The sequence below is a fragment of the Caballeronia sp. NCF2 genome, assembly GCF_023631205.1.
In the GTDB taxonomy this organism is placed as follows: domain Bacteria; phylum Pseudomonadota; class Gammaproteobacteria; order Burkholderiales; family Burkholderiaceae; genus Caballeronia; species Caballeronia zhejiangensis.
Window position 1 is genome coordinate 1 of sequence record NZ_JALQDN010000032.1, and the last position, 6,226, is coordinate 6,226.

The following is a 6,226-nucleotide window of genomic DNA, read 5'->3' on the forward strand; positions in this document are numbered from 1 at the left end:
CTATCGCCGATTCCGAAGAACCAGCCGCACTCGCCATCAAGCGCCCACACTTATCGGCTGTTAGTTTTTAAAGAGCACATCGCAAGACAAGCCTTACTTCAACTTCCGTCTTGCGTCGCTGCATCAGCAGCAGAGAAACGAGATTATGAAGAATCTTTTTCTCTTTGTCAACACTATTTTTCGCTTTCGCTTCCAAATCCGGTGACTTCTGAGACCGCCCGTTTCGCTCGGCGGCTCTCGTCTTGCGACGAGGGGCTGAATAGTAGGTCAAGCACACACGAATGACAAGGTGACGAACGCAATTTTTTTCGCGTCTGCTTCAGTGTGCCGCCTTCGCCGCTCCGATGACAAACTCCATCGGCACTGCCGCGGCCATCGCCGCGTATCCCGCGTCGCTCGGATGGATATGATCGCCACTGTCATACCGGCGCTGGAGCACGCTCGGGCGCGCCGGATCGCGCAGCGCCCGATCGAAGTCGATGACACCGTCGAACGCCCGGCTCGCGCGAATCGATTCGTTGACCGCCGTTCGGATCGACTCTCTTTCCGGCGGCAGCGAAGCGGGCGTGAGCGTCGCACCGTAGATCTTCACGCCGCGCTGATGCGCCTGCGCAATCAGTCGCTGATATCCGCGCACCAGCGCATCGGCGTTGACTTCCGTGTGCGGCGCGTCGCAATCGAGCCCGGCGTGCGCGGGCATCGCCATGAAGTTGATATCGTTGATGCCGATCAGCACGATCACCGCCCGCACGCCCGGTTGACGCAGCGCGTCGCGCTCGAAGCGGCTCACGACGGCCTCACCGTAACAGGGCGAGTTGCTGAGCAGACGATTCCCGCTGATGCCCGCATTCAAGACCGCGGTTTGCCCGCCACTTTTCCGGGCGACTTCTTTCGCGAGCGCATCCGGCCAGCGCCGGTTCGCATTGAGCGAGGAACGCATGCCGTCGGTGATCGAATCGCCGATCGCCACGATCGCGTGCGCCGACGCGCTTTCCACCGCGACGTTGCTGAGCCACGCATATTGCGTGAAGCGCGTGCGGTACGCGGCTGCCGATCCATCTCCGGTGCGGTCGCCCGGCGTCGAAATGTAGTTCACCTGGCTCGACACGCGGTGCCACGCGACGAGCTTTTGATCCTTCCCCATGAACATGCTGACGGCGACCGGCTGAAACGCGGCGACGTCGAAATCGACCGCGTCGCTTGTTGCTTGCGCGCCCGGCGCGACCGTCACGCTCTTGTGTCCGCCGAAAGACACGGACCGTGCGCTGCCGGCCTGGATCGCTGCACTGCTACCGCCGACCGCCCGTGCGACGCTCATCGACTCGACGACGAGCGGTTCGGTCCCATAAAGATTGCTGATCCGCAGACGCATCCGCTTGCCGTCGAGTTGCGGATAAATCAGCTGACGGACGGTGCGCCCCGCGACGTCCGGCGCGCGATAGAGCGGCGGCAGGTTCGCCAGTTGCGGAATCGACTGCAGCGCAGTGCCCCACGCGCTGACCCATCGCTCGTTGGCGGGCGTTTCCACAGCGTCGGCGGCGAACGCCATTGGCGCGAAATTGAGTTGGACGGCGCACGCGGCCGCGCAAATCGCGGCGAGAACTCGGAGTTTCATTCGGCGATGGCGTTCGGAAAAGGCTCGATTGTGCCTGAAGTGTCATCAAGCTCGCGCCGCACATCGCCGGCGATGCGCACAAGCAGCAGCGACGCCCGTGAAATGGCCTCACAATGCTGCCAGTTCTTTTTTCGCCGGCGCGACGACATACGCAGCGGGCATCAATATAGATATGCAATCGAAAAATTCAGCACCGCAGCAACTCGTCTGGGATGAAGACGGCGAAAGCCGCTCTGCCCGCTGGCGATCGGAGAGCGGCAATCCGCCCGCGAAGCGCATCGTCATCGGACACGATCAGATGACGGCCGATCACGCGTACCGGCTCGCCTGCGAAGGCACCGCGATTCTCTGGCGCGGCGATTTCCAGAACGCTCGCCAGTTGCTGCAGGCGATGGCCCGCCGTATCGACAACAAACCGCGCAAGGCGAAGAAGCCCGCGACGGAAACATCGCCGATCGATGCGTTCAATCTCCATCGACTCGCGCAATCGCAGCGCGCCCGCACCCTCGCAATGCTCGTGCTGCCGCTCGACGAGCACTACGCCATCCCGTTGCGACGCGCGCCGGACGTGCGCCAGGCATGCGAGGAAGTATACGGGCCGCCGTCGGATGAAGCATCGGTGGTGTCCTTGCGCGAGGTGCTTGGTCTGATCGGCGCGCACGAGTGGCGCAAGAAAGGCGTCGACATCGACGCGGCCGGCGGGCGGATCCATCCCTATTACGGCGTGTTCTCGCCCGTTCGCGGCGAGTACGTGGATCTGGTCGCGAATCAGCCGCTGCCGTCAAAGGAACTCGCGTTCGATATCGGCACGGGAACCGGCGTGCTCGCGGCCGTGCTCGCGCGGCGCGGCGTCGAGCGGATCGTCGCAACCGACGTCGACGCCCGCGCGCTCGCCTGTGCGCGGGAAAACGTCGATGGACTCGGCCTCGCTCGTCAGGTGAAGGTCGTGGAAGCCGACATGTTTCCCGAGGGCCGCGCGCCGCTCGTCGTCTGCAATCCGCCGTGGCTTCCGGCGCGTCCGAGCGCCACGATCGAGCACGCGATCTACGACCCGGAGAGCCGCATGCTGCGCGGCTTTCTCGACGGCCTCGCCGCGCACCTGACACCGGGCGGCGAAGGCTGGCTTATCCTGTCGGACTTCGCGGAGCATCTCGGCCTGCGCACGCGCGCGCAGTTGCAGGAATGGATCGACAAGGCCGGACTGAAGGTCGATGGACGTATCGACATCAGGCCGCGTCATTCGAAGGCGATCGACAAGTCCGATCCGCTGCACGCCGCGCGCTCGGCGGAAGTCACGTCGCTGTGGCGGCTGGTCGTCGCGTAAATTGGATCAGGCGCGCTCGGCAAGCCACGCGAGCGCGCCCTCGCCCGCGACGAGCCCGCTCGCGAAACACGCCGTCAGCAGATAGCCGCCGGTCGGCGCTTCCCAGTCGAGCATTTCGCCCGCGCAGAACACGCCGGGAAGCGCGGCGAGCATCGAACGCGCATCGAGGGCTTCGAACTCGACGCCGCCCGCGCTGCTGATGACTTCCGCAATCGGCCGCGGGCGCAGCACACGCAGCGGCAACGCCTTGATGCGCGCGGCGAGCGTGATGGGATCGGCAAATTCGTCCTTGCTCACGCATTCGCGCAACAAACCCGCTTTCACGCCCGTGAGATGCAGCCGGCTTTGCAGATGACTCGACATCGAGCGCGCGCCACGCGGATGCAGCACTTCCTCGCGCACGCGTTCGGCGGAGAGCTGCGGCGTCAGATCGAGCAGAATCGTCGCGCCGGCGCCGTGACTTTCGTCGATCCGGTCGCGAATCGGCGCCGATAACGCGTAAATCAGACTGCCCTCGATACCCTGATCGGTGATGAGGCACTCGCCGACGCGCCAGTCGGGCGCGCCGTCCGCGCGCGGCACGCCGATCGCCACCGACTTGAGCGGCTCGCCCGCGAACCGGCTGCTGAAATGCTCGCTCCAGCCCACATCGAAGCCGCAATTCGACGGCACGAAAGGACGCGTGGCCACGCCGCGCGCGGCGAGAACCGGCAGCGCGGCGCCATCGGAGCCGAGTTGCGGCCAGCTTGCGCCGCCGAGCGCCAGCACGAGCGCATCGTGCCGAACGTGTTTCTCGCCCGATGGCGTCGCGAACCGCGATATCGACGCGCGTTCGTCGGCCCAGCCGAGCCAGCGATGCCGCATATGAAACGTGACGCCCGACGCGCGCAGCCGATGCAGCCATGCGCGCAGCATCGGCGCGGCTTTCATGTCGGTGGGAAACACGCGCCCCGAGCTGCCGACGAAAGTCTCGACGCCCAGGCCGTGAACCCAATCCCGCAACGCGCTTGCATCGAAGCGCGCGAGCAGCGGCGCGATCTCCCCGCTGCGCGCGCCGTATCGCGCGAGGAACGCGTCGGCGGGCTCCGAATGCGTGAGATTCATGCCCCCTTTGCCGGCCATCAGGAATTTGCGTCCGACGGACGGCATCGCGTCGAACACACCGACGCGCGCGCCGCCCGCCGCGAGCGCCTCCGCGGCCATGAGCCCGGCCGGTCCGCCGCCGACGACCGCGACGTCCACCGATTCGATGTTTTCAACTGACGACATGCCTGAATAGAAAGAACAAAACGGAGCGACATTGTCGCATCGCCGGTCTGCGCGGCGGGAACGCATCGACGGCGCCGCGTAAGTCATTAAATAACAAAAAAGAATTTGGCCGCCTGCGCGCGGGCCAGTACGATCCGGCGATTCGTTGCATCGACAACTTTTTACTGAAATAGCCTGATCATGTCCGTGTCCCTCGCGCCCGAACGCGCTGCCGCCCAGTCCGCCACCCAGGATTCACGGCCGGTCATCAAAAGCGCCGCCGATGTTTCCAGTCTCGTCAACCACGGCGCCGCCATCGGCAGCGACGCGCGCGTGGTCGTCGCCATCGCGCTCGGCGGCATTTTTCTCGATGCCTACGATCTGGGCGCGCTCGCGTTCGGCATGAAGGACATCGCCCGCGAATTCTCGCTGACGCCGACCGGCTCCGGCTTCGTCGCCGCCGCGATCACGTTCGGGGCGATCATCGGCGCGTTCCTCGGCGGATATCTCACCGACAAGGTCGGCCGCTATCGCGTCTTCATGGCGGACATGTTCTTCTTCGTCGTCGCGGCGATCGCCTGCGCGCTCGCGCCGAACGCCTGGGTGCTCGGCGGTGCGCGTTTCGTGATGGGACTGGGCGTCGGCATCGATTTGCCCGTCGCGATGGCCTTTCTCGCGGAATTTTCCCGCTTGCAGGGCCGCGGCAACAAGGCGGCACGCGTCGCGATGTGGTGCCCGGTCTGGTACGCGGCGATCAGCGTCTCGTATCTGCTGGTGCTCGGTTTGTACGCGGTCTTGCCCGAACACAACGCGGGCTGGCTCTGGCGTCTGATCCTCGGCTTTGGCGCGGTTCCGGCGATTGCGATCATCGCGATTCGCAGCCGATACATGAGCGAATCGCCGGTCTGGGCCGCGAATCAGGGCGATCTGAAAGGCGCGGCCGCGATCCTCAAGCGCTCGTACGGCATCGATGCCCGCGTCGACGAAACCGCCACCGTTGCGCCGAAGGCGCGTCGCGCGACGTGGAGCAACTACGGCGCGCTGCTGCGCGGCGTCTACCTGCGCCGGACCGTGCTGGCGACGGTCATCGCCATCGCGTCGTCGTTCGCCTATAACGCCGTGGCGTTCGGCTTGCCGGTCATCATTTCGAGTTTCCTCGCGCAATCGATGCTCACTACGATCCTCGCGTCGCTCGCGCTCAATCTGTGTTTCGCGTTCGCGGGCGGGCTGTTTTCCGTGCGCACGGTGCCGAAATTCGGCGCGTGGAAGCTGTCGGTCGTCGGTTACGCGTTTCAGTTTGCGGCGCTCGTCGGGCTCGCGATCGTCGGGAAGCCGTCGACGGGCGTCGAAGTCGTCGTCGCGATCGCGTTTCTCGCGGCGTTCCTGCTCGGACAGGGCGTCGGGCCTGGCTCGCACAGCATGACGTTTGCGTCGCTGAGCTATCCGACTTCGCTGCGTGGTGTCGGCGTCGGCTTCAATCAGACGCTGATGCGCGCCAGCTCGACGGTTTCGCTGTTCCTGTTCCCGGTCTTGTCGGCGGCGCTCGGCACGAAGGTGTTCTGGATCATCGCCGTCGCGCCGCTCGCGGGGCTCGTCGCGCTGTTCGCCGTGCGCTGGGAACCGTCGGGCTACGACGTCGACGCTGAGGATTTCGCCGCGCAGCAGCCGCGTTAAAACAGTTTCCGATCCCGCCTTATAAAGAGCGGCAGGCGATGTTTCGCCTGCCGCTCTTTTCGTTTCTCCTCCTGCCTGCACTAGATTAAAGGTCGCGCGCTTTGCTCGACGGGGTCCGCTTCTCGCATGCGGAGTTACCCGAATACGTCTCAAAAATGCATTTACCGACCGTCCGGTCGGTTTATAATCGCCGGACAGCGACTTCTTTTTGAGCGAGTGCCGACATGTACACGCAATCCCTCGACCTCCCCAGCGCGACGTCCGCAGCCGAAAGCCACGAAGCCGCATCCTCCGCCGCCCAAACCCGCTTCGACGCGGTGATGCAGGCCGACGGCAAGATCGAGCCGCAGGACTGGATGCCCGAG

At 65.0% G+C, this 6,226-nt stretch carries 5 protein-coding genes and 1 pseudogene; 4 read left to right on the forward strand and 2 right to left on the reverse strand.

Going from position 1 to position 6,226, the window contains the following annotated elements:
* Positions 1 to 285: hypothetical protein (locus NCS02_RS13160; RefSeq protein WP_250478890.1), on the forward strand; the 285-nt coding region annotated here is incomplete at its 5' end.
* A gap of 34 nt (positions 286 to 319) precedes the next feature.
* Here NCS02_RS13160 and NCS02_RS13165 read toward each other — a convergent pair.
* A complete protein-coding gene (locus NCS02_RS13165; RefSeq protein WP_250519795.1) occupies positions 320 to 1,615 on the reverse strand; it encodes an SGNH/GDSL hydrolase family protein in 1,296 nt (431 codons plus the stop codon).
* Between the two features lie 172 nt (positions 1,616 to 1,787).
* Here NCS02_RS13165 and NCS02_RS13170 point away from each other — a divergent pair, with 172 nt between their 5' ends.
* Positions 1,788 to 2,939 (forward strand): methyltransferase, encoded by a 1,152-nt coding sequence (locus tag NCS02_RS13170; protein ID WP_250519796.1) that lies wholly within the window; start codon positions 1,788 to 1,790, stop codon positions 2,937 to 2,939.
* Between the two features lie 6 nt (positions 2,940 to 2,945).
* Here the strand turns inward: NCS02_RS13170 and NCS02_RS13175 are convergent, their stop codons facing one another.
* Positions 2,946 to 4,208, reverse strand: coding sequence for a TIGR03862 family flavoprotein (locus tag NCS02_RS13175; RefSeq protein ID WP_250519797.1), 1,263 nt, complete (start codon positions 4,206 to 4,208; stop codon positions 2,946 to 2,948).
* Between the two features lie 180 nt (positions 4,209 to 4,388).
* On the opposite strand from NCS02_RS13175, the gene NCS02_RS13180 reads away from it, so the two are divergent.
* Together NCS02_RS13180 and NCS02_RS13185 are read left to right on the forward strand one after the other, a co-directional pair.
* The gene (locus NCS02_RS13180) at positions 4,389 to 5,861 is read left to right on the forward strand and encodes an MFS transporter (RefSeq protein WP_250435285.1); all 1,473 of its coding nucleotides are present in this window, start codon (positions 4,389 to 4,391) and stop codon (positions 5,859 to 5,861) included.
* Positions 5,862 to 6,085: 224 nt separating this feature from the next.
* Positions 6,086 to 6,226 (forward strand): annotated as a pseudogene (locus NCS02_RS13185) (1,2-phenylacetyl-CoA epoxidase subunit PaaA); the annotation flags it as partial.

What these genes read in the sequence shown, in the direction of transcription:
- NCS02_RS13165 (WP_250519795.1), bottom strand. Translation starts at nt 1,615, where the DNA reads ATGAAACTCCGAGTTCTCGCCGCGATTTGCGCGGCCGCGTGCGCCGTC.
- NCS02_RS13170 (WP_250519796.1), top strand. Translation starts at nt 1,788, where the DNA reads ATGCAATCGAAAAATTCAGCACCGCAGCAACTCGTCTGGGATGAAGAC.
- NCS02_RS13175 (WP_250519797.1), bottom strand. Translation starts at nt 4,208, where the DNA reads ATGTCGTCAGTTGAAAACATCGAATCGGTGGACGTCGCGGTCGTCGGC.
- NCS02_RS13180 (WP_250435285.1), top strand. Translation starts at nt 4,389, where the DNA reads ATGTCCGTGTCCCTCGCGCCCGAACGCGCTGCCGCCCAGTCCGCCACC.